We start from the raw sequence: 19,840 nt of genomic DNA, 5'->3' as shown, positions 1-19,840 counted from the left end.
ACTAAATGAATATCTATGCAGCTAAACCACGCAACTGCAATTACCTGTGTGCAATGTCCACATTTAACTTCATTTGATGTTTTCTTTATTAAATTAATAACTTGCATTAGCATTATCTACTGCGGGATTAATTGAAAAACTTTAAGGTGTAATTTAATTACAGCCCTGTACTACCTAGCAGCAAGCGCTCACTTCTACGGAGAGTATTATTCTGTGGGGTTACAATGTAATTGGTATCACTATAAACTAGACTAATGCGCAACATTTCCTGATGCAGCCTGGTTAGCTTTATTTTGCAGTTACTTATTTAAGATTTATCGGCGAACAAAGGCGTGACAATGTAACACCGCAGTACCAAAAGAAGGGACGATGGGTTAGTTGCGTAACAAAGGAATGAGAGAAGTTAATAATCAAGGAGCCTGTATCAGCTCTTTCATTGTGAACGATACCTGGCGGGAACTGGATAACGTGAAAATTAAAGTAAGTCTATCTGCACTGGTTTACCCAGAAAATCGGATATAGCGTTACACATTTCTACGGCATGTCCTTGAGAACTACTAGTACATACAGCAATGTACGTTTCGTCATTGAGCACCATATATACTGTGTATTGGCGGGAAAAAGTTTTTCTATGGGTTAAGCGGAAATACTTGACATTATTTAGCTTGTAGCGGCGAAAAAAAACCGAGTATAAACAAGAAGCTTTCAGCCTAACTTCATGCGATTTCAAGTCAAACTCACAAACGTACCGGCCAAAGGTTCCAAGCCAACCTAGCCAGCATAAGAAACCAGTGACCCAAATGGGGAGCGCTCTCGAACCGTCAGAAAAATAGACATTCATCAAGCCAATAATCAATATAAATAGGCCAAGTGATGTAGTCATTGCTCTTGCTAATCCCGTCTGCCGATAAATGTAAAGATCTTTTGATTCTTCAGTCAAAATCATAGTTTCATCACTCCAGCTAACAATGTAAATACAAAGAAAGGAATAGTGACTTTAGCAAATGAAATCTTATCCCAAATCTCTACAAACCTCGGATTCTTGTGCTGCCCGCTGAGTTTACGTCTTAACGTATCCTCACAAAACATCGTTTCTGAGGGAGGCTTCGATATAGTTTCCATAACGCGTACATTATGTTTCAACGATAGATATGAGCACAAACTCAACGCTTCATCCAAAGAATCGAAATGCCACTTGTGTTTAATCATTTTGATTTGGTAAACGTTTTGAGTTTCAATTTTACTCAGATCACATTTGAGGTTGGAGCAATCTTTGAATAATCTTTTGACCATGCTTCTCCTGAAAATGCGAGTGACCCTCATCAACTGATTGTTGTTTAATGAAAATACAAAGTAGCTCTCAATGTTGAGGAGCAAAACTCCACTCAATACAAGGCAGCCTGAAAATATCATAGCAAAGAGTGACGGCGCATTATCGGAGACCATCTGGGCGATTATACTCAAGCTCAAGATCAATAATGCCAGGCCAACGAACTTGAGCGCATAATGCCGTTTGGTTGGCATCCAAACGTCGCCATATTGGCCCTTGTTGATCATACAGTGAGGTAGGTCATTATAATTCATATGGAAAATAGCTTCCTGATTCGGTTGAGCACAGCTGAACATCAATCATTACATAATCTTATAGAATCTTTAAACAAGTAAAAAGATTTGAATAATAATGGTGTTATCAATGCTCGACATACTTGCCGGCTATAGTAAGAAGCCGAGTCGCGCAGTTTACGGCGAATATCAATGGCTTGCGGTGGATTGGCAGCCCTAGTGAAGCTATAGCCAAGTGCGTATTATATGCCCTTATGTTAAGTGCAATTCGTATCATTTGTATGTATGGATTTGTAGACTCTCTCACTTTTGAGAGAGTTAATCATGAAGTATCACGAAATGACTAAAAACTATATTTTTCGTGAATTTGAGTGCGGCTTATCGATTGAACAAACGGCTGAACTTTGTTTTAAAAGTGTGAGAACCGTCAAAGATTGGGATAAAGGAAAAGAGATACCTAAAGAGTGCAAGAGACTAATGCGCAATCAATGCCGTTTAGAGTTGTCTTACCGCGAAGAGTGGGAAGGCTTTAGGATGAACAACCAAAAGCTCGAGCTTCCCACTGGTAAAAGTGTCACACCGCAAGAAATTTTAGCGGGGATTGGTTTATTGGAGATAGGGTCGGAACTCGAATTGAAGACCAGCATCAAAATACTCAGATACGCTAGAGCAATCGCAAGACTGTTACGCTAATAAACAATCCAACCCACTGGGCGCCAATCTAACCGTGAGTTTTGGCGCTTTTTAACCATCTGATTAACCTCGTGTTCGATATTTAATAAATTCATTGGTTCTAGAATAGGCTTATTAAAATCGGTAAAAGGGTCGAAAGAAGGAAGCCTATAGACAAAATCTTTATTGTCGCTAGCAACTTTCTTGAAATGATCATCTAGAATAATCGGCAGCTCATACATTAATAAAGACAACTCTTCTATAAGGATATCAATTTCTCTTATTTGTTGCTCTGTAACAACAAGGAAGTTGACGAAGTTATTAAACCCAAATTCCTCTTCTAAGAATTGGATATGCACACTAGCAATGCTGCCAGACATGGCGTTGACATCTGCCTTTGTTAGACATTCATTAACCTTTAGTGCCATCTCATTTCGAGTTTCAAATATAGATATTATGGTGTTATATTTTTCAATTATATTGTAAATATGATTCGGGTTCTTCGGCGACCGTTCTGGTGTAGTGCCTTGTTTCATTAAAAAGTGGAGTGTGGTTGGGTCGAAATTTATAGGCTTAACACTTTGACGTATCATATAAGGGTACATCATACCTCGCGTAAACTCCGTGCGTCCCCTAAGCCTTGAACAATACCCAAACTTAATAGACCCTAGATCACCGAAACACTTAGATAGTAAGACTATTGCTTTGGTGGCATTCTCCAGATCTTCTCTATTTCGCTTGTTTTGGTCATCCAAGGCTTGTTTTCTGAGTGAATATCTATATGCCAAAGTTGCTGAGACAAAAACACCGCAAAAAGAACCAATCCACGAAGGCATTTTAAGGATTGAATATGATAAAACGCAAAATGAAAAACTGTCAGTATTACAAGAACTCAATGCTGGTTGATACGTCACGAAAAAACCTAAAGAAAGCAATGATGCTACTACAAAAAAAATAGATTTCATTTCGCAGAAACTTCCGATGTTAAGTATTTTTTCTTGAGGTTGTTTACTTCTTGCTCAACAGCTTGTTCAAACTGACTTTCTACTAACAATGAATCCTGTACATCATTGAAGTCTAAGATCGCGAATAACTTAATATAATCTTTGAATGGGTTGATAGTTACGATGTTATCCGTATTTTCCATCATATCTAAGTCCAAGTTAATTATGTCAATGAACAGAGATATGGAAGGCTCATATTTCCAGTTGTTAACAAAAAGGATAAGGCCAACAAAAGCATCCAAAAAGGATTGTTCGTATTTTGTCCTAAATTGATATGGAATATGCTGCGTTACAAATGTTTTGACTTTTGACATCATCATGTATTCATCGCGCAAGACTCTTACGTCAAACAACACTTTGTTTTTCTTTGCAAGTCTTTCTACTTCACTTCTCTGAGGTGGCCGAAGTTGATGCATAGCCACTTGTTCTTTTAAAGAAACATCACTCTTAATGATGTTTTGAATTGCATAGATTTTCCAATTTATACTTTTTAGTTCTGCGAGCTTTGGGAAAAAATCTATTGAACTATGAAAACGTAGTTTGTTGTAATGAGAAAGTTTGTCAGTATCCAAAGAAATATCTACTATGTGTTTTCTTTTTACTTCCAAGTGCCACTTTCGAAAATTTTGTATGTCTAATCGGTTGATTAAACCGACTTTAATGGCCTTGGATACATATGAACCAACAAACTTGGTAGCTGCACTTCGACTTTGAGAGAACGACAGTTTTTCGATAGTTTGATCCTTAAATGCTTTGTCTTCTCGTAAGTCACACAGTTCATGATGGCTTTCTTTGCCATCTTCACCTAAAAACCTGAAATGTGGTTGCTTTAGGCTTTTAGTTCCAGCTTTATTTCTTGCCCCAGAAACCAAAATTGCTCCAACAGCGCCGCAAGAAGGACAAACCAAATCAGTGTGAATACGTTTTCGAGTTTCCGAGTCAACATTTCTCAACTCAGGGTCACTGCTCAAATCATAACTTAGAAACTGAAGGTACTCTGCCGCATCCAGCTCTCGATTAAGCGATATGCTAAAACTTGTTAAAGCCACAAATTTCTCCAATGTAAAACGAAAGTATGGAACCAGTTGGCCATGATTATACTGTACTAATTGAAGTGCAACTAAGTTAATTTTTGCCATTGATTTGGAGACTTTCACCCCGTATTACTATACGGGGCGGTCGAACTCCCTTGGAACCATCGCCCACAAAGCAAAAGAGCGTAGTGCCTCGCAAGAATCGGGAAACAATAAATTGATACAGTGTGGGTCATTTCGAGACAGGTCTAATACTGGCTATTGATGTTTCCCACAGCTAGGTCGGACTTGCTAACTTGGATTGGCATCTTGAGCCCCGGAGGTGCGGTAAAACCTTTCTGATTTAATCGTACGGGGCAACCTTTGCTTGATTGCCAAACTGGAATTAATGAGCCAATACCGTATATGTATTGGCTCTTTCTTTTTCTGGCTAACGTTTCTCTCTGAACTCAGCCAAGTTGACCACATTGTTGTAATAACGAATGGGCTCTAGAGGGGAATAGGGGATTGAGCGAGGAACGCCGTCATACAAAACAACATAGAGCATGTCCCACCTTACAACACCAACCAGATAAGTATTCTTATCAAAATCAACCCAAGTATGGCCACCATCTTTGCTATAGGACGTAAAACCCACGAGCTTAGCCCTTTGGAGCTTCCCGCATTGGCCTTTTTCAATAAAGCCACCAAAGTGCTTATGTCCTTGGGTTCCATCTTGTTTTAGGTAGGCAACACTGCATTTCTGTCCTTTATAGTCGTGACCGTTCTCATCCAAAACAGTACCGACTTGGCTTTTTGTCCAACGTATTATCATACTCACACCCAATACTGTATATATATACATATATTAGCAATCTTGGTACTTTTCATCAATGCGCGTTCAGTTCAGTGTGTTGCAGTGGCAAGAGCCCCATTGACGCTTTAAATCTCTGCAAGGGAGGCTTGGCAGGGCGAGGGGTGGCGATAGGTCTTGGAGATAACAGCAGCTAACCGCGCCAATCGAGATAGGTGATCCTTTTTAGATCATCGTGTGGCTTGGTGCCTCGCTTGCACTTCGTGCATTGCTTATCCCTGCGGGGCTTTGATATTTAGAAAGAGAAACGCCATAGGGCTTAATGCTCGCTGCTCAGTCTTCGCGACTGCGCGTTGCACCCTATGGCTATAAGTGAGGACTAAAATAGTGAGACGTTGGCACTTTGTATTTCTCGCTCTTTGACTAGAGTCTCTAAGGGCTTACAGGTGATGGTTTTGGATACATTGCCGCGCGTTAGCTTCAAGAGACATTCGTTTATCACTTGGTAAGTGATGTCGTATGCCTTAAAGAACTCTTGGTTGAGGCTATAGACTCCATCCGTTGCTACCGCTTCCACTGATATATAGTGTTCAAAGTGGCGTTGATTAGCTCGTATCTTAACCGCATGATTAACCCCCGTTACAAAGGCTTTTTGTATGCCCTCAAGAGGCAACACATCGCCTATATAAACACTCGGAATCCGGCCATTGTTATCAACTTGACCGCTAGTCCCACCATCACGTAATAAGCCAGAACCTTGAGCCCCCGTTTTAACCAGCTTGTCAGCTTGGTTAGGTGAGGCACTGTCCAATTGCGACGTTCCCGCTTGCGGAGCCGTCTCAGGAGTATCAGTAATGCGGTTGGATATTTCATTGATTGCCCATCCCATGCAAAGAATAAAGAGAAGAAAAACCCCGATGACCTTTGGGTTGCGAAAGAGGGTATTCATTGCTCCGGCTCGCTTAGCCACTCCGGTACTGGTTGATTTGTAGAGCAAGAACGCATCAAGGGGGATTTTCTGTGTCGTCAGGTTCACGTCCTTGGTTTTGGGTATCACAGGCGTTGATACTGACTTGTCGTGTTTCCAGATAAACGGTTTGCGTACCGCCCAGAAAAATTGGTCACGGCCTTTGTGATAAAAGTTCTGCTCACCACACGCTTTAATCCCCGAATCAATTTGCTTCCAGTCCGGAGACAGCAGCTCAATATCCCAGTTGTATTTCCGGTGGCGCATGAATCCTTCGTTAAAGGTGTGAGGGTAGATAATCCTGCCTTGTTCGTCGTATTCGGCAATGCCTCTATCGTCGGTTTCCGAAGCCTTAAGCGCAGACATATCCGCAGGGACATATCGAGAGTAAAAGAAGTCGAGATAATCCGTAGGCAATAGGCCATCTTTGCCAGTGTCTTGAGTGATGAAATCCTCGATAGGCTTGTACGTCACCTTTCTCATATCAAAGCCGATGTTCTTTGAATAGATGTCCTGACACTCATCGATAACAATCAATGCACCAAGCGGGCACCAACAGAAAAAGTGCGTCCAAAGATGGACACCCGCCTTATCTCGCGAAGTAATGCGAAAGAGCTTCGCGGTCGTTGGAAACTGAATGTCCATCAGCTTTTCGATTTCTTCCAATGGCTGCATACCTTCCATATTGGTCACGACCACGCGACCCGCCTTGAGCGCCTGATAGATACGAAAGTATGCGGTGTATGCCGATTTGTATGAGCCGTTAGCTCCGGTTCTGATTGTGATAGCCATATCAGCGCGTCATCCTCATTACAAAAGCAGTGGTAAAGAAGTTAGCCAAGATAGAGAGCCCTTGAGGTAGTCCAAATTTAAACGCATAAAAACGTAGCTCGCTTGGCATGGCGTTAAATGTCGCTGCAAGCAGGTCATTGAATCCAATTTCTTCGAGTAGCAGTTGTGCCGTGTTGTAAGACAGTTGGATAAACTGAATTTGAAAGTAGATTTTCATCTTGATGACAAATAGCTGAATGTAACTGAAGAGGTCAGTCATCATCACCGGTATGGATTCGAAGAAGCCCACGACCGTATTGGCTTGTAAAGAGATCCAATCGATAAAGCTGTACAGTGTTTCCATTACTCTTTCCCCAACATGCGTATACCTATAAGCACAAAGATAAACAAGACAACGGCCTTGATGATGTTCGCGTTATCCAACAGCGCTGACAGGACGCCCGTTTGAAAGCTGCGGGTTTGACCATCCAGTTCGAGGTCTAAGGTATGCTCTTTGTACTCCCCATCTTGAAACGAATCCGTGTCGAAGCTGAACAGAGTTTTAAAGGAATCCATTTCGGTTTTTAGCTGCTTTTCTAGCTCGACGATTTCCGTTTCAATCTTGGTTTTCTTGTTGTCTTGAAAGAGAAAACCGGAGTCAAATTGATTAGACTTGGTTGGGGTTTGGAACTGATTTTGTCCACCAAGGAGCGATTCAATATTGCCGATACCCTCAGCCAATCCATCAATCGAAGTTTGGAGCGTGTTACCTAAGGCTTTGATTTCACCTGTTACACCAGAAAGGTCAATATTTGGATTCTCTCCATCACCGGAGCCCGTATCCATCTCAGTGATTAAACGCTTTAATTCGTCTACCTTTCCATCAACAGCCGTAATCTTATCGGTGGCCGCTTTAATCTTGTTGCCGTTCGCCTTGGCTGCTGCTGCGTTTCTAAGTTGTCTCGATTGGGTGGCGTTGAGTTGCAGACCTGAATCGAGAGAGTTGTTGATAGCGGATGTGACTTGGTTATACGCCTCATTGCCGATGCTGTGGGAGATATTGTAAATATCGTTCCTAACGTTACCGACCTGAACCCCTAAATTGTTCAGTGAAATGTGGTAGAGGAGGTGATTGTTCGCATACTCATCCGAGACGCTTTTAATATCAGACAGCATTTGTCGGTCACTGTCGGTAAAACTCGGGTCTGAGCTGCCTACATCGAGGTTAGAAATCTGTGAGCGCAGACGGTTGTATTGCTCATTTTGAACCCGACTTGAGTCATCAATTCTATCGGTCTGTTGGCGGATAGCTTGAGACAGTGTGTTGCTCATTTGTTTGATGTCATCCGTCATCACGGTATTGCTCACGAACTCTCGAACCAGACGAACCAAATCCCCATTGTTAGACGCGATTTCGGCCATTTGCTGGGTCAGAGTTTGCATGTGCTCAGGACAACCCGCCGTTGTACAGTTGACTTGCGTGATGTCGAGCTGCGGATTGAGCTTATCAAGATAGGCTTCGAGTTCATCTGGGATACCGTTTTGGTTGTCATCCGTTAAATACTGAACCTTTTGAAATGGATCATCATCGACGGAGTTGGGAATACCATCACCGTCAAAGTCATCAATATCATCATGGATACCATTACCGTTTAAATCGTCACTGACTATCGGCGGTGGAATGTAGCCACCTGGCACGAACCCATCTTGTGCGCAGGCTTCACCCAAAGACATAAAGTAAGAAGCCGAGGCGGAGTCATTGGCAGGGGCTTCCACAATGACTTCTGGCTTGAATCGACATTGAGCTAAACACGCAGTAGGCATAGTTCCGTAAAGGCTGAGTTTCCAAGACTTTGAAACATCAAGTCGCGTCCCTTTGACGCACTCAGAAGCAAAGGACGGTTGAGCAACCAACAAACTCAACAGCATCAACGAAAGGATAACTAACAGTGTGTTAATAGCGGATTTCATTGCCTAAGCCCTTAAACAAAAAAACGCCCACTAAGAGGCGTTGATTCCCGTATATACGCCGTATATAAAGGATGAAGCCATGACCACCCCCAAGAGGATGGTCACGACATGAGACACTAGCTCGCCCATACTAGCCGCGCATTGCGCCCATGATGGCACGTAGACCGAAGCCCAAAGCACCTAGACCAATAAGACCCACCACCACTAGACCGTAGTTCGATTGACCAGAGCTGATAGCCCCATTAATCGCGGTAGTCACTGCCGAGTCTTCTGCGAATGAAGCACCTGACACTAGAACCGTAGATAGAGCAATGATTTTAGTCTTGACGTTTTTCATAATGTTCACCTTTTATAGTGTGTTTAAGTGTGTGCCTAGAACTTACCTAGGCTTTTGAGTATTCGCCCTAGCACATGACCAGAAACGAAGGAAAACAGGAGCCAACCAGAGACGAGAGAGTACAGTTCCGTGTCAATGTTCAGCTCATAATCCGTAGTGGATGCAGTCAATGTGAGTGTCTGAAACTCATTCACGCTCAGCGCATACATACTGCAATTGGTGTTTCCGTCTTGCAGGACGTAAATGTCAGCGGCAACTTGATTGAGACAGACAGCCATGCGTTGACCTCAACTACAGCGGTTTAATATCGACGACGATATTTCGAGCAGGGTTCTGAGGGTCTGCATCCAAAGAGAGCTCGCACATCAGCGGAAACTTCTCATTCAATTTGCCAAACTCAGCGACCAGAGATGGATTGGGGCTCATGGCGATTTGCTTTTGTGTGAGTCCTTTTGCTTCACATTGACCCTTAGCGGATTTCCAACCCTCGTTGACCGCTAAGTAGTTCACTTGAGCAAAGTTATAAGGCGTGTCGTCTTTTTTCGATAAGCCTTGCGAGTGTTCACAACCAATGACGATGACGGTTAATGGCATAATTGATAATCTCCAGTTTTTTCTAGATGTAAGCCCCGACCGACTGGATAGTTAATGCGGTCGGGAATGTCCGTGATGTCCAGCTCTTTGGTCAGGACATCGAGAATCTTTTGGTCTTTGTCGTACACTTGGCGCATCAAGTTGATGAGCTTGCCGTACTGGACGCGAGCATGTTTGATGGCGTTCTCCAACGTGGTGTTGAACAACACACGAACCGTTGAAATCGCCAGAGGTTCAACGTCCTCAATCAGAGAGGCAAGGGCAGGGTATGCGCCCGCAAAATATTGGTCAGGGTTGACCAACACATCAAAAGGAATGACGCGGAAACGGTTTCCGATTTGCACCTCGAAGCGATTCCAATTGGGGTATTTCTCGCACTTCATTTGAGACGCTTTGTCGTAAGCGCGGAAGATCTTTCCGTTCTCACGCGCACCCACGTAAAACGTATGACCAGCATCGGGAATTAATCCGCATTTCTTACGGTCAGCCGGACTCATACCTTGATAGCCGATAAACTCTCCGGCTTTGGGAGGCGTACCGCGAGTGATGAACTGACCATCAACATACTTTTGCTTAATGTCTTCAATCGTTACGTTACCTTCGAAGTCATCAAGGGCAATGTCCACGCGAGTCAGCTTTGCACCGACCATTTGTTTCAATGCTTTGTTGAGAGTTTCCATGTTGATGGCCTCGCAGCCCTTACCGGAAAACGACACGTAGTAACCGAAGTTTGCCGCGCCCCAAGCAACCAGACCCGCTTGAGTGCCATTGCAAAGTAACTTTGCAGAATACTTGTATCCTGAAAAACCACCTCGACGCTCAAGTGTCCATTCGTTCTTTTCGTAGCTGATTTCATCCGTTAGGACTTCCAGAAACGACTCGATTTCGCCATGACAAAGGGTATCAAGCATATCAATCCCGATATTCCCAATAAGACGTTGGTAACACTCATTAAAAGACACATCGGTATCAATAGTGACGTCAGCATCAATCAGCTCTTTCTCCAATGCCGCCATGTATAAGTCTTTGTTGGCAAAGTCTTCGGACTCGATACAACCAAGCATCTGCGCCAAGTTCTCAGCAAAGTGCGCAATCTTGGTGTTTTCACGCATCGCAATCGCCACCATGTTTTGAGACTCGAACTCGCCAAGCTGCTCAAAGGCAAAGCGCTGTTTTGCCATTTCCTTGCAGCGCTCTAGTAGAAGCGGGGAGCCGGAGAAACTCACATAATCGATAATCGTCTTATTCATCATCGAACACCCTGTCAAACGCACCGTTACGGCGTAACTCAGATTCATTTTCGTGAGTGATTTCAATCAGCTCGCGGTCTTCTTCACACGCATACAAGTACATTTCGTGCTTGGTTTTGAAATACTCAGGCATCCCATCTATCGAACACCAATAACCGTCAGCATGATGCTCGAAGTAAACGGGATTTTTGCGATTGGATTTAGATGCGAAAGCCATGAACAGACCTCTATAGCTTTGAGTTAACAGCAGTAACTAGACGGCGAGTCATTTCACAATCTGCCAATGCGCGGTGAGCGGTTAGGTCTGAGGTATCAATACCTTGCTGGCAACAAGCATTAACCAAAGATTGCCATTTATAGTTGCTGTAATACGGGTTTATCTCAGCATAAAAATCAGCGTACCAAAGCATTACGCAGTGAGACTTTTGGACAAGCATATCTTGAACTTCAAGAACATATAGCGATGAGCAAAAGCGCAACAATGACTGACAAATCAACCGAATATCATAGTCAGAGTTGTAAATAACTAAGGATTTACCAGTAAGCAGAGGCTCAATTTGCTCCCAAACCACCTTAAAGTTGGTTGATTTACAAACATCTTCATTTGAAATTCCGTGAATGGATTGCGCTTGCTCTGGAATTGGGTCGCAAGGATTAACAAGAGAGGTAAAAACAACATCACCAGATACAGCGTCGATAAGAGAGATTTCAACAATCTCAGCATTGGAATCGAGACCCGTTGTTTCAGTATCTAGAATGAGAGCGTTTTCTAAATTAATTCTTTCCATAACAACCACCTTGAACAGTTGAGTGAGAGCGACTCAGCAGCCCCAGAACATAAGTTTCAAGGACAAACGACCCAGAGCCGCTGAGCCAATTCGATTCAGTATGCGAATCTGCATATAGTTAAAACCCATTTTTGCATAGTGTAAATACCCGAATTTGCATGTTATTGAGCTAAACTGTGGGAATGAGGACTGTATAGCGAGGTTCAAAAATGTATATAAACCAACTGCTAGATGCTTACAAAGAGCAAAAAAGATATGTACAAGATAAGCAGATTGCGCACGACCTAGGGATAAGCACCCAAAAGTTGTCAAACATAAGACAAGGGGTTCGGTATCTAACTGAAAACGAAGCGCTTTTTTTAGCTGAGGAAGTCGGTGCAGATAAAGAAACTGTTTTAGTGTACTTAGCAGCCGATAAAGCAAAGAGCTACGAGGCGCAAACGCTTTGGAACAACATTGCAAAAAAGTATAACGGGCTAGGTTTACATGTAATATCAATGGTTTGTGTCGGCTTAGCCATGTGGATTGGCAGCCCTAACGAAGCTATGGCGCAGTGCGCATTATCCATCTTATGTTAAATGTAATTTATTAATTAATAGAGCACCGTGGTGCCCTACAATATCTTCGCTTATAGTATCCAATTCAACATAATCGGATTTACCATAAAATACCTAATAATCAGTTTGATAATCAGAGATTAACAAACTTCTATTAGTTAGCCTCCGGCTAGTTTTACCGTTAAGCCTTTTTTCTCGAGATGAGCCTTGATCTTATCTCGAGCATCGCCTTGAATTTCGATTGTGCCATCTTTGACAGAACCGCCACAGCCACATACTTTCTTAAGCTCTGCTGCCATTAGCTTTAAAGGCGCATCGTCAAGGTCTAACCCGGTGATGATACAAACACCTTTTCCTTTGCGTCCTTTGGTTTGACGTTGAATGCGGACAATGCCATCACCTTTTGGTCGTTGTACTTTTTCTTCTTCAGGCTTTATACGACCTACGTCTGTCGAATATACAAGTGTCATAAACAATTACTTCTTCTGTTGTTGTTCCGCTTTTTGCTTAGCCAGCAAGTATGCCTCTATATGCTTCTGAATAGCAAGTTTGCCACCTTTAATCAGGCGTCCATTGAAGAAGCAATACCAACCATTCACTTCACCTGTATCGTTCTTGAGGGTGTATCCGTTGAAATTCTCTTGAGTCGCTTTCCCTTCGGATTGCCCTTTACTCGAAGCGAGGGAGCTAAACTCTTTTGGATCAATTATCGTTGCGGTATCACAAAACCAATCAATGCTTTTTTTTACCGCTGCCATACTTCCAGACAGCACGTGTTTTTTAATCTGAACTTGCCAGATCTCTGTCGAGCTTCCAGCCGTTTTCAGGGTAAACCCTCGATATGTTGCAGCAGCCATAATCATCATTTTGTTGTAATTAGTTAGTTTAATAATAATTGTATATCTTTCATTATCAAGTATATTTATCTCATTCTTCTTGGTTATAGTGCTCTATCTTGAAAAAAAATATACGCCTTATCGATTGTGAAACCGAAAAAAAACAATTGATTGACCAATTTATAAACCCTGTTGATATCGAGCTAGTTGATTACCTAACCGACCGTAAGTACGCGCGTAATTCTCTTCTTGCCATGACGAAAGATTGGAATCTGTTTGTTCAGTTCTGTCAATTGAAGCATGTCTCTCCTTTACCGGCATCTGCTACAGCATTACGCTTATTTATAGAGCGTGAGTCTAAGCAGCGAAAATATGCGACCATAAAACGTTACGTTATCACAATTGGTTTATTACATCGGATTCTTCGTCTACCAGATCCTTCAACAACGACCGCAGTAAAAGTGGCAGTATCAAAGCTTCGGCTGGACAAGCACGGAGACGCCAAACCGACTCAGGCTTTTGAAGAGCAGCATCTACACGAATTATCAGAACGCTTATCACATTCAGATCACCCAAGAGACATCCGCAATTTAGCGTTGTATTTTGTTATGTTCCACTGTTTGGCAAAACGCGGTGAGTTACGGGATATGACTGTTGATCAAGTTGTAGAAACGAGCGCCGGGAATCTATCCGTCGTTATCAAAGAGAACCGCTACCCGCTGGACGAGTTAGGCAGTGAACTGCTAAGAAAATGGCTTTCTATTCGTAGCTCATCTTCCCGATGGCTTTTCTCTTCTATCGATAAACACGGCAACATTGGCGCAGACAAGCTTAATGACTCATCTATCTATCGTATCGTTCGGGGAGCAAGTGAGTTACTGGGATTGAGTGTGCAGTTCTCAGGTCAATCACTACGTGTTGGCGCCGCCAAACAGTTGGCTAAAGAAGGAATGAAAGTAAAAGATATTCAGCGCGTTGGCCGATGGATGAGCGCCGCGATGCCCTATCATTACCTCGGCAATAGGTCTCTCGCGGACGCTGAAAGAATGGTGTTTAAAACGTTTAAGCCAATCTCTTAAAGCGAGCTTTTAACGCAATCGGCCAAGAACTCACTAAAGCTATGTCCATTGTGCTCTAGCATTTTAGGGAACATAGAAATTGGAGTCATACCTGGGAACGTGTTTACTTCGTTGAGGTAGATCTCCCCTTCTGGAGTCAAGAAAAAATCAATACGTGAAAGATGACGAAGTCGCATCTGGGTGAAAACTTTCAGCGAGTTCACTCGGATCGTTTCTAGCTGTTGTTCGGTGAGATTTTCAGCTTCAACATCGGTGGTTGAATGACTTGATGCGCTGTACTTTTCTTCATAGCTATAAAACGCGTCTTCTGGTGCTTTGATCTCGCCTGGCTTTGACACGTAAAGCTGACCTTGATACTCATAGGCCGCGACTTCTAACTCGCGTGGCTTAACGGCTTTTTCTACCAAGACTTGATCTGAATAACCAAATGCGTCGTTAAGTGACTGCTTTAACTGACTTTCATCATTAACTTTGTAGCAACCAACTGATGATCCTTGTCTTGCTGCTTTAACAAAGATGGTTCCCCATTTCGCCAAGGCTTCTTTGGTTTGCGCGTAAGCAATATCATCGTTCTTTGAAAGGAACAAATACGGGGTATTCGGAATACCCAAGGCATCGTACCAAAGCTTCGAGGTGATCTTGTTAAAACTGTTTGTACTCGCTTCCGGTCCACATCCTAAGTATGGAATACCAGAAAGCTCAAGCATTGATTGTATGTCTCCAGTTTCGCCCGGATAACCGTGAATACAAGGCACAACAAAATCCAATTTGATTGTACTTTCATCAGTGTTGAGCGTACCGGCGTTTGTATCGAGGTATGCCAATGCACCACCATCTGTGTACCAGCCATCTGGTTTCATTTCCACACGAACTACATTGAACTCTGGGGTTTTCTGCAGTTGAGATTGAATGAAGTTAGCCGATAGAATTGAGACTTCGTGCTCCGAAGAGCCGCCGCCACATAAAAGAAGAATTGTCGTATGAGTCATTAATAGATCTTTCCGTGATACAACAGAGGTATTGGTCTCTCTATGATAATGAAAATCGACTTAAGTTACACGGGAATAAACGCCCCCATAACGTGTCAGGCAAATGAGTGACCAAAAATTAGGCATCAAAAAGGGGCTAGACGCCCCTTTCGATTATTTGATTAGTTTAACTTGTTCAATGTTGGGTATTCAGAATTCTTGATCGCATCGATACTTTTCACGAACGGTTTAAGATTTTGAAACTCCTCAGGCAAGCTCGCTATGGCTTCTTTAGCGTCCATACGCGTTGCGTAATCGCCGTATAAAACGGTATACCACTTGGTGCCATTGACCATTTTGTAGTTTTCCCAAATTGGCTGCTCACCGCGTGGAAGTTTACGCGCAAATTGATCAACTTTGGTTTGCGATCCAACGGCAACAACCTGAATGGTGAAACCATAACGTGAGTTCATTGCTTTCTGTTTGGCACTTGGAGGAGTAATTGCTACCGCTGGCTTTGATTTAGGCTGTTCTACAACTGGTGCCATTTTCACCACGTTTGGTTCTACGTTCTTCTCAGTCACCCCTTCGGTCATTTCCTGCTGAGACACAACGGGCTTTTCAACCTTCGCTGTTTTGTAGTCTTCACGGTAACTTTCTGAACTCACATCTGTAACGTAATCGCTCGAGACACATGCACTCAGTAGTACGGATAAACCAACAATCGCAATTTTTTTCATGGAATTTTCAAATGCCTTAAATAGAAATTACTGTAAATCATGCCGTTAGAGTGACTTAGAATCAACCCAACATTTTAATTATATAACAATACTCTGTGACGCAAGGCACAATCTCAACCAGAGCCACAGTGATCTGATTAAAACAACGTCAAATCAGTAGCGCAAAACCTCTTCAGCTTGGTTACGATTTGTCTATCGTCTTGGTTGGAGCCCTTCTATGAGCCAGTTAACTCACCTACTCAAGCCTAAATCTGTCGCCGTAATTGGTGCGTCCAGCAAACCAATGCGAGCAGGAAACATCATTTTGAAAAACCTTCTCCAAGGTGGATTCGAAGGGGCAATAATGCCAGTTACTCCTCGCTACTCTTCTGTCTGTGGCGTGTTAGCTTATCGCTCTATTGATGAGTTGCCTGTCGTGCCAGATGTCGCTATCGTCTGCACCAACGCTTCTCGAAATATCGCTATTTTTCGTCAGCTTGCGGCAAAGCAAGTCAAAAGTGTGATTGTCCTGTCGGCCGATATGCATTTAGCAGACGAAGAAGGTAGCAGTATCCAAAGTACATGTTTAGAGATTGCCAAAGCAGCAAATATGCGAATGCTCGGGCCAAACAGCCTTGGACTTGTGCTTCCATGGATAAACTTCAACGCTTCCTTTTCACCCGTTACAGCACAAAAAGGAAAGATTGCCTTCATTTCGCAATCTGCGGCTATGTGCACCACTATTTTGGATTGGGCGAATGATAAAGACATTGGCTTTTCGGCGTTTGTCTCTTTGGGCAATGCATTAGATGTCGACTTTGCCGATTTGCTTGATTATTTAAGCCGGGACTCGCAAACCGAAGCGATCTTGCTGTATATCGACACAATTAAAGATGCAAGACGGTTTATGTCTGCTGCCCGAGCAGCGTCGCGCAACAAAAGAATCTTGGTCCTAAAAGGTGGTCGTACAGCCGCGGGGCGAAAAGCGGCAAAAGCCCACACTGGCGGTGGCGATACGCTCGATATCATTTACGACTCCGCCATTCGCAGAACCGGGATGCTACGCGTTAACAACTCTCATGAACTCTTTGCTGCGGTTGAGACTCTCACCCATTCCGTTCCGTTAAGGGGTGAGCGGCTTGCGATTATCACCAATGGTGGTGGACCGGCGATCATGGCGGTAGACACGTTACTCGAGCGCGGTGGTAAACTCGCCGAGCTCTCTTCGCAAACGATAGAGTCCCTGAGTGCTTTTTTGCCACCGAGTTGGAGCCATAGCAATCCCGTCGACATGGTGGGAGATGCCGACCACAACCGCTACATCCAAACTCTGAACGCTGTGATGGATGCCGACTGCGCTGACGCCATCTTGATTATGCACAGTCCTTCGGCGGTTGCGCACTCAGAGCAGACAGCACGAGCGATTGTTGATGCAGTAAAAAAACACCCTCGCCATAAACGTTTCAACATTTTGACCAACTGGTCAGGCGAATTAACGGCCAAACCCGCGCGACATATTTTTACTCAAGCCGGTTTTCCGACCTATCGGACTCCTGAGAGTGCAGTCGTTGCATTTATGCACCTCGTCGAGTACAGGCGAAACCAAAAGCAACTAATGGAAACGCCAACAACGGCGGAGCCAGTGCACATTTCAGAACTCAATGAAGCGAAAAAATGGATCGATGAGAAATTACTGGATAAAAAAACAGTATCCCTTGATACCCATCAAATTGGCCCATTTTTGAAGCATTTTAACTTTAATGTATTGCCTACTTGGATCGCATCGGACACGAGTGAAGCGGTGCATGTTGCCGAACAGATTGGTTACCCAGTTGCGGTAAAACTTCGCTCTCCAGATATCGCGCACAAGTCCGACATACAAGGCGTAATGCTCAATTTACGAAACAGTGTTGAAGTCGGCACTGCGGCTGAAGCAATACTCGATCGAGCAAAGCTCTCCTACCCGTCTGCTCATATTCATGGCCTCTTAGTTCAGGGGATGGCTAAGCTCGCAGGCGGCGAAGAAATAAGAATTAAGGTCAAAACCGACGATACTTTTGGACCTGTCATATTGATCGGACAAGGCGGCTCAGAATGGGATGAGTCCATCGATGCAGCCTCAGCATTGCCGCCGCTCAACATGACGCTCGCACGCTATCTGATCGTTAGAGCAATCAAAAATGGTAAGATCCGCCCGCAAAAATTACCTGAACCGATGAACATACAAGGTCTGTCTGAACTCTTGGTTCGCATATCGCAGATGGTGGTCGACTGCCCTCAGGTTCATGAACTGGATATTCATCCAGTACTTGCAAATGGCAGTACATTTACCATTCTCGATGCAGACTTGATCCTGAAGCAATATGACGGCGATGCTCAGCAACGCTTGGCCATTAGACCTTATCCAGTTGAGTATGAGGAAATTGTCCCGTTAAAAACAGGAGAAGAAGTACTTCTTCGCCCTATTCTTCCTGAAGATGAGCCTGATCATGCCACCTTCATCAGTAGAGTTTCGAAAGAAGATTTATACAAACGCTTTTTTACCGACGTTGGAGAATTCAATCACGAAGCGTTAGCCAACTTTACTCAAATCGATTACGACCGCGAAATGGCTTTTGTTGCAGTGCGACAAACTGATACTGAGTTGCAAATCATCGGCGTCTCTCGTGCTTTGATCAACCCAGATAACACAGACGCAGAATTCGCGATATTGATTCGCTCAGATTTGAAAGGTGTCGGACTAGGGAAAATATTGATGCAAAAGATCATCGATTACTGCCGACACAAAGGTACAAAGCAAATTTCGGGGATGACAATGCCAACCAACCGAGGCATGTTGATGCTCGCGCAGAAAATGGGCTTTAAGCTCGACATTCAGTTTGAAGATGGAACCGCCGATATGGTGCTTCCTCTCAACTGACATCGAAAAGGGAGTATTTAACTCCCTTTTCACTAGATAACCGCGTTGGATTTAAACGTCTTCTTCAGATACTGAATACACCAAGATTTAGCCTCACCGATCTTATTGCGCTTCCAAGCGAGAATAATTTCAATAGGCTGAGCGTCTGTCCCTTCTATTTGTTTTAGCTTACCTTGTTCAATTAACGCCAGTGCTCTCTGTTTTGGCAACGTCCCTATTCCTAGACCGTTTTGCAGAGCGGAGACTTTGGCAGCAAAATTGGTGACTGTTAAACGAGGCTGTTTTTGAATCACGTTGATACTGATAGGCGGCTGTTCGCGTGCGGTGTCTGCAATGGCAATCACACGGTATTTTTCCCGTGCTCTATCATCAAATGCGCCAGCTCGTTTATGCACGTAGTGATCAGGGGCCGCGACCCAGATCATTTCCATCGCCCCAATCACCTCGGCCTTAACGTCATGTGGTAGCGTTTCGAGCTTCGGACAAATCAATAAATCCGCACGACCATCAGCGAGCGATTCCCAGCATCCAGCCAAGATCTCTTCTTGTAGCTTTACTCGCGTTGAGCTTACTTGACTAAGTGAATCAACCATCGAGAAAAAGTTCTCGATCGGGATAATACCGTCAAACGCCAAAGTAATATCAAGCTCCCAGCCATTAGCTAAAACACTTGCATCATTCACCAACTTTTGTGTTGCGGCCAGTATAGTTCTACCTGATTCTAAAATAAGTTGGCCCGCTTCGGTAAAATTCGCTTTGTGCCCAGATCGGTCGAAGATCATGATATCTAGATCTTGTTCTAACTTCTGAATTTGATAGCTCAACGAGGAAGGCGCTCTATCAAGCTCATTGGCCGCGGCTGCGAAGCTACCTCGCCTGTCGATAGCATCAAGAATATGAAGCGCTTCTAACGTGATTGGACTTTGCACAATTTATAATTCCTTCATTAAAATACTTGTTTAAATGTGATGAGAATCACATTAATGATAGATTAATATTTCTAGTTAAACTTAGCTA

Annotated in this window: 21 protein-coding genes; 4 read left to right on the top strand and 17 right to left on the bottom strand. The window is 43.6% G+C overall.

Features of this window, described 5'->3' with window-relative positions:
• Window positions 1-1,887 precede the first annotated feature (1,887 nt).
• Complete coding sequence (locus tag ACUALS_RS17720) at window positions 1,888-2,256, top strand: regulator (protein WP_454449204.1); 369 nt, start codon at window positions 1,888-1,890, stop codon at window positions 2,254-2,256.
• On the opposite strand, the gene ACUALS_RS17715 is transcribed toward ACUALS_RS17720, so the two are convergent.
• The 12 genes from ACUALS_RS17715 to ACUALS_RS17660 all read right to left on the bottom strand — a co-directional run bounded on the left by ACUALS_RS17715 (window position 2,253) and on the right by ACUALS_RS17660 (window position 11,744).
• The gene (locus tag ACUALS_RS17715) at window positions 2,253-3,200 is read right to left on the bottom strand and encodes a hypothetical protein (protein ID WP_454449205.1); all 948 of its coding nucleotides are present in this window, start codon (window positions 3,198-3,200) and stop codon (window positions 2,253-2,255) included. The genes ACUALS_RS17720 and ACUALS_RS17715 overlap by 4 nt on opposite strands.
• The gene (locus ACUALS_RS17710; protein ID WP_454449206.1) at window positions 3,197-4,378 is read right to left on the bottom strand and encodes a hypothetical protein; all 1,182 of its coding nucleotides are present in this window, start codon (window positions 4,376-4,378) and stop codon (window positions 3,197-3,199) included. The genes ACUALS_RS17715 and ACUALS_RS17710 overlap by 4 nt, the downstream gene beginning before the upstream one ends.
• Before the next feature lie 325 nt (window positions 4,379-4,703).
• On the bottom strand, window positions 4,704-5,087 hold the full coding sequence (locus tag ACUALS_RS17705) for a hypothetical protein (protein ID WP_454449207.1): 384 nt from the start codon (window positions 5,085-5,087) through the stop codon (window positions 4,704-4,706).
• 358 nt (window positions 5,088-5,445) lie between these two features.
• Window positions 5,446-6,825, bottom strand: a complete 1,380-nt coding sequence (locus tag ACUALS_RS17700) for a zonular occludens toxin domain-containing protein (protein ID WP_454449208.1) — start codon at window positions 6,823-6,825, stop codon at window positions 5,446-5,448.
• 1 nt (window position 6,826) lies between these two features.
• Complete coding sequence (locus tag ACUALS_RS17695) at window positions 6,827-7,168, bottom strand: DUF2523 domain-containing protein (RefSeq protein WP_454448018.1); 342 nt, start codon at window positions 7,166-7,168, stop codon at window positions 6,827-6,829.
• Window positions 7,168-8,775 carry a hypothetical protein gene (locus ACUALS_RS17690; RefSeq protein WP_454448019.1) on the bottom strand — a complete coding sequence of 536 codons (1,608 nt, stop codon included), beginning with the start codon at window positions 8,773-8,775 and terminating at the stop codon, window positions 7,168-7,170. The genes ACUALS_RS17695 and ACUALS_RS17690 overlap by 1 nt, the downstream gene beginning before the upstream one ends.
• Before the next feature lie 130 nt (window positions 8,776-8,905).
• The gene (locus ACUALS_RS17685) at window positions 8,906-9,112 is read right to left on the bottom strand and encodes a hypothetical protein (RefSeq protein WP_005473248.1); all 207 of its coding nucleotides are present in this window, start codon (window positions 9,110-9,112) and stop codon (window positions 8,906-8,908) included.
• A gap of 35 nt (window positions 9,113-9,147) precedes the next feature.
• Window positions 9,148-9,390, bottom strand: a complete 243-nt coding sequence (locus ACUALS_RS17680; protein ID WP_043887106.1) for a hypothetical protein — start codon at window positions 9,388-9,390, stop codon at window positions 9,148-9,150.
• A gap of 13 nt (window positions 9,391-9,403) precedes the next feature.
• Entirely contained in the window at window positions 9,404-9,706 is a 303-nt protein-coding gene (locus tag ACUALS_RS17675; protein WP_005473268.1) for a hypothetical protein, read from the bottom strand.
• Window positions 9,697-10,959, bottom strand: coding sequence for a replication initiation factor domain-containing protein (locus ACUALS_RS17670; RefSeq protein WP_454448020.1), 1,263 nt, complete (start codon window positions 10,957-10,959; stop codon window positions 9,697-9,699). The genes ACUALS_RS17675 and ACUALS_RS17670 overlap by 10 nt, the downstream gene beginning before the upstream one ends.
• Window positions 10,949-11,173, bottom strand: a complete 225-nt coding sequence (locus tag ACUALS_RS17665) for a hypothetical protein (protein ID WP_454448021.1) — start codon at window positions 11,171-11,173, stop codon at window positions 10,949-10,951. Before ACUALS_RS17665 ends, ACUALS_RS17670 begins: the two co-directional genes overlap by 11 nt.
• A gap of 10 nt (window positions 11,174-11,183) precedes the next feature.
• Window positions 11,184-11,744 carry a 3'-5' exonuclease gene (locus ACUALS_RS17660; RefSeq protein WP_454448022.1) on the bottom strand — a complete coding sequence of 187 codons (561 nt, stop codon included), beginning with the start codon at window positions 11,742-11,744 and terminating at the stop codon, window positions 11,184-11,186.
• A gap of 209 nt (window positions 11,745-11,953) precedes the next feature.
• Here ACUALS_RS17660 and ACUALS_RS17655 point away from each other — a divergent pair, with 209 nt between their 5' ends.
• Window positions 11,954-12,322: a DUF3693 domain-containing protein gene (locus ACUALS_RS17655; protein WP_454450010.1), complete on the top strand. Its 369-nt coding sequence runs from the start codon at window positions 11,954-11,956 to the stop codon at window positions 12,320-12,322.
• Window positions 12,323-12,459: 137 nt separating this feature from the next.
• Here ACUALS_RS17655 and yciH read toward each other — a convergent pair whose 3' ends face one another.
• Both yciH and ACUALS_RS17645 read right to left on the bottom strand, forming a co-directional pair.
• A complete protein-coding gene (yciH, locus tag ACUALS_RS17650; protein WP_005473195.1) occupies window positions 12,460-12,771 on the bottom strand; it encodes a stress response translation initiation inhibitor YciH in 312 nt (103 codons plus the stop codon).
• Between the two features lie 6 nt (window positions 12,772-12,777).
• Window positions 12,778-13,158, bottom strand: a complete 381-nt coding sequence (locus ACUALS_RS17645) for a DUF3319 domain-containing protein (RefSeq protein WP_038136881.1) — start codon at window positions 13,156-13,158, stop codon at window positions 12,778-12,780.
• Window positions 13,159-13,256: 98 nt separating this feature from the next.
• Here ACUALS_RS17645 and ACUALS_RS17640 point away from each other — a divergent pair, with 98 nt between their 5' ends.
• The gene (locus ACUALS_RS17640) at window positions 13,257-14,216 is read left to right on the top strand and encodes a tyrosine-type recombinase/integrase (RefSeq protein WP_454450009.1); all 960 of its coding nucleotides are present in this window, start codon (window positions 13,257-13,259) and stop codon (window positions 14,214-14,216) included.
• Here the strand turns inward: ACUALS_RS17640 and ACUALS_RS17635 are convergent.
• Entirely contained in the window at window positions 14,213-15,205 is a 993-nt protein-coding gene (locus ACUALS_RS17635) for a D-alanine--D-alanine ligase (RefSeq protein WP_039480561.1), read from the bottom strand. The genes ACUALS_RS17640 and ACUALS_RS17635 overlap by 4 nt on opposite strands.
• Window positions 15,206-15,366: 161 nt before the next feature.
• A complete protein-coding gene (locus ACUALS_RS17630) occupies window positions 15,367-15,924 on the bottom strand; it encodes an SPOR domain-containing protein (RefSeq protein ID WP_005473290.1) in 558 nt (185 codons plus the stop codon).
• Between the two features lie 217 nt (window positions 15,925-16,141).
• Here ACUALS_RS17630 and ACUALS_RS17625 point away from each other — a divergent pair, with 217 nt between their 5' ends.
• Window positions 16,142-18,823 carry a bifunctional acetate--CoA ligase family protein/GNAT family N-acetyltransferase gene (locus ACUALS_RS17625; RefSeq protein ID WP_454450008.1) on the top strand — a complete coding sequence of 894 codons (2,682 nt, stop codon included), beginning with the start codon at window positions 16,142-16,144 and terminating at the stop codon, window positions 18,821-18,823.
• Window positions 18,824-18,855: 32 nt separating this feature from the next.
• Here the strand turns inward: ACUALS_RS17625 and ACUALS_RS17620 are convergent, their stop codons facing one another.
• Window positions 18,856-19,752 (bottom strand): LysR family transcriptional regulator, encoded by an 897-nt coding sequence (locus ACUALS_RS17620; RefSeq protein ID WP_454450007.1) that lies wholly within the window; start codon window positions 19,750-19,752, stop codon window positions 18,856-18,858.
• Window positions 19,753-19,840 lie beyond the last annotated feature (88 nt).

The organism is Vibrio sp. NH-7 (assembly GCF_053643215.1).
The sequence above is the reverse complement of the archived record's forward strand: the minus strand, read 5'-3'. Positions and strand labels throughout refer to the sequence as shown.